Annotated in this window: 6 protein-coding genes; all 6 read left to right on the top strand. The window is 47.8% G+C overall.

From position 1 onward, the window contains the following. The first annotated feature begins 320 nt into the window (after positions 1 to 320). The gene (locus tag AC1BI1_RS15225) at positions 321 to 506 is read left to right on the top strand and encodes a YvrJ family protein (RefSeq protein WP_476718155.1); all 186 of its coding nucleotides are present in this window, start codon (positions 321 to 323) and stop codon (positions 504 to 506) included. A 352-nt stretch (positions 507 to 858) separates the two neighbouring features. Then, the gene (locus AC1BI1_RS15220; RefSeq protein ID WP_476718156.1) at positions 859 to 1,149 is read left to right on the top strand and encodes a DUF6922 domain-containing protein; all 291 of its coding nucleotides are present in this window, start codon (positions 859 to 861) and stop codon (positions 1,147 to 1,149) included. Positions 1,150 to 1,243: 94 nt separating this feature from the next. Next, positions 1,244 to 1,675 (top strand): nucleotidyltransferase domain-containing protein, encoded by a 432-nt coding sequence (locus AC1BI1_RS15215; RefSeq protein ID WP_476718154.1) that lies wholly within the window; start codon positions 1,244 to 1,246, stop codon positions 1,673 to 1,675. A 4-nt stretch (positions 1,676 to 1,679) separates the two neighbouring features. Then, positions 1,680 to 2,129: a type VII toxin-antitoxin system HepT family RNase toxin gene (gene hepT, locus AC1BI1_RS15210; protein WP_476718153.1), complete on the top strand. Its 450-nt coding sequence runs from the start codon at positions 1,680 to 1,682 to the stop codon at positions 2,127 to 2,129. A gap of 58 nt (positions 2,130 to 2,187) precedes the next feature. Continuing rightward, on the top strand, positions 2,188 to 2,430 hold the full coding sequence (locus tag AC1BI1_RS15205; protein WP_476718152.1) for a hypothetical protein: 243 nt from the start codon (positions 2,188 to 2,190) through the stop codon (positions 2,428 to 2,430). Positions 2,431 to 2,473: 43 nt separating this feature from the next. Next, positions 2,474 to 2,863, top strand: a complete 390-nt coding sequence (locus AC1BI1_RS15200) for a hypothetical protein (protein ID WP_476718151.1) — start codon at positions 2,474 to 2,476, stop codon at positions 2,861 to 2,863. Positions 2,864 to 2,936: the final 73 nt, after the last annotated feature.

Here is a 2,936-nt window from a genome sequence, read left to right as displayed (position 1 = left end):
GGAGTCCCTGGTCAGTTACATCAGTAACAGGGGTATCAAGCTGGAAAAGAGCAGTTAGGGATTAATGGGGTTATCTTCCAAAGGAGGATTCCCTTTTCCTTTCTCACTGTCACTCTCAGAAGCATTAGAATCATCAAACTGGGGATTCGCCAGGGTTTGGGTCCCTTGACATTACCCCTTCCTATGTTTACCCTTAAGACAAAGACCGGCATTAAGTTTACGTGCCGATCTTTTTACTTAATATATATCGGGCAGGGTTTCCTTAGCCGGTAGGACCCCGCGCCCGGTTTGAAAGTCTTGCAAAGGTCGGGTGAAGCGGCATGGAAGAGACACTCAAGCTGGCGGCCAACTACGGTTTTCCTATGGTGGTGGTCTTTTACCTTTTGGTGCGGCTGGAGCCCCTCATAAAGGAGTTGGAAAAGTCCCTCACCATACTGACGGTAGTGGTGGCCCGGCTGGGCGGTGTGGACTGCCAGGTGGTGGAGGGCCAGGGCGCGGGGAAATAGGGCTTACCGGGAGGTGGACCCTGTTAAAAATCGGTAAATAATTGCTAATTAATATTCTCTAGCAGCTTTCCCATATTTCTGGTAAAATGAGGGAGGAACCTTTGTAGAACGGGCCCTAGCCGGGAACCACTCCGCTGGGCCTCAAGAGAGAGGTACGAAGTACAAATAGTGGCCCTGGAGCAAGTTTTGGATGAAGCCGGATGGCGATTTTTGAGCGGTATTGGGAAAAGCAATTTAGCGAAATCGTTTTATTTTCCTGGCGGTACCGGCCTTGCCTTGAAAAGAGGGAGTGACTTCTGTGGCAGTTCCGAGCTTACTTGAGGGACTGTTTAGGAACTAGGACCTCCAAAGCATAGGTGTTGAGAACCGTGCTGAAATGATTATTAAGGTTGTTCTGTCACGTGGCACGTGGGAGCAAGTGAAGTGGATTTTCGAGCAGTATGGGGTTCAAAAAGTTCGAGAAGTGTTTTTGAAGGATTATTATGGATTGCGCACACTTCCCGAAAGCACGCGGAGACTTTGGGAACTGGTATTCGTACAGGAACACCGGCAGGAACATGATAGGGTGGAGAAGTGGCGGTGCAGACGCATTCCGCCACGGTCGGAAACGTGTGGCGCGTTTACGGAGGGCGGCATTCGGTAATACCCTGGCGGGTCCCATCGCCAGCAAGCTGCCCCATGTACATTAAAATGTAATCCTAAAATTGGGCAAGAAAAACTCCGGGAGCGATGAATTTATGTCCAAGTTACAAAAACTAAAGGCTGTTTGTAAGCGCTATAGTATTATACTAGCTTACCTTTTTGGTTCCCAAAGGGAAGACGGTATACGGCTCCTTCTTGACCAGCCTGTAACGGTAGTTGACCCTTTGGCGGATATTGATGTAGGTGTAGTCTTTAAAGATTTTAATCGTCTACCCGAGACCAAACATAGGCTCTATGCACAAATATATAATGAATTAAGTGATTTGTTTCTTCCCCTTAACCTTGATTTGATTTTCTTGCAGGAGACCCACTCTGTTTTTCAGGTGGAGGCGATTACCGGTACATGTATTTATTGTGAGAACGATGACCTTAGGGATGCCTACGAACATGCAATCTTAGCCCGGGCAGCAGATTTTCGTTATGTTTTGGAAAAATATTATGAAGAGCGCTTGGAGGAACTAAGGTGATATTATGATCAACGTGCTATTGGTATCTCAGAGGCTGGAAATGATTAAACAGTGGATAACCGAGCTTCGGCGGTTGGGTCGCATGACTTATGAAGAATTTACAAGCGATGTCCGAAACCCTGCTGCGGCAGAAAGTTTTTTGCGCCGCTGTCTCGAAGCTATCTTTGATATTGGCCGACATATTTTAGCCAAATCGGGCTCTATCGACCTGGCTACAGAATACAAGTCTATTGCCCAGGGGTTAGTCCGGAAAAAAGTTATCAGCCCTGAACTGGGTCGAACTTTGACAGCTATGGCGGGATACAGAAACAGATTGGTTCATCTTTACTACCAGGTTGGCGACCAGGAACTCTATGAAATCTTACAAAAAGATCTGGGAGACATAGAGCGTTTTATGGTAGAAATAAAAACTTTTTTGCAAGGTCTGTCCCGGCCTTCCGCTGATGGAAGTTAGGCCCGCCAGGTTTTGATACGTTCAGGCCTGTTTGGGGTGGCCTGCGGAAAAATACTCCGTGGACTATTTCCGCGATTATTATGGAGGAGACGAAGAAAAGCGGCAGGCGAGAGGGAAACCCGGGAGCGTTTTCCCGTGCATGCCGTTGTTCTTGGTCTCATGCCGGTTTGACATGATAAGCATAGCAGACCCTAATCACCTATGCTGTGGGCGGGAAAGTAAAGTAGCTAATGAAAAAATGCCCCGGTTGTTTGGCGGGCTAAACGGCGTAGTTAAAGCGGGCATGGATATAGCGCCGTAAGCTGGTGAGCCCTTGGCTAAATATCGGAAAGGCGGGAATAAATATGCTGGAGCTAGGCGTTTTAACCGAAGTTGATATCAGGGAAGTTTGGGGTTACGAAGCCAAGGATTTTACTCCGTGGCTCAAAGAAAATATAGGCAGGCTAAATGAAGTTTTAGGACTGGATATTGAAATAATTGAGCAGGAAGGCCCGGTAGGGCCTTTTGCAGTAGATCTCGTGGGGCGAGACCTGAGTTCAGGGCGTACGGTAGTCATTGAAAATCAGCTTGGCCCTACAGATCATACTCACTTGGGGCAGCTCATCACCTATGCTGCAGGGCGGGGAGCCAGAATAGCTATTTGGATTTCGCCTCAGTTTCGGGAAGAACATAGGCAAGCCCTGGATTGGCTGAATGAGAACACAGGAGAAGACCAGGCCTTTTTCGGAATGTAAGCGTCAAATACAACCCACCTTGGCACAGTGCTCGAGTTTAAGGGATAATCTTCCTCAGAAAACGAACTGAGGA

It is taken from the genome of Thermanaeromonas sp. DSM 22490 (assembly GCF_056378755.1).
Note: the sequence above shows the minus strand (reverse complement) of the source record. Positions and strands in the feature narration are given on the sequence as shown.

What these genes read in the sequence shown, in the direction of transcription:
- hepT (WP_476718153.1), top strand. Translation starts at nt 1,680, where the DNA reads ATGATCAACGTGCTATTGGTATCTCAGAGGCTGGAAATGATTAAACAG.
- AC1BI1_RS15225 (WP_476718155.1), top strand. Translation starts at nt 321, where the DNA reads ATGGAAGAGACACTCAAGCTGGCGGCCAACTACGGTTTTCCTATGGTG.
- AC1BI1_RS15215 (WP_476718154.1), top strand. Translation starts at nt 1,244, where the DNA reads ATGTCCAAGTTACAAAAACTAAAGGCTGTTTGTAAGCGCTATAGTATT.
- AC1BI1_RS15200 (WP_476718151.1), top strand. Translation starts at nt 2,474, where the DNA reads ATGCTGGAGCTAGGCGTTTTAACCGAAGTTGATATCAGGGAAGTTTGG.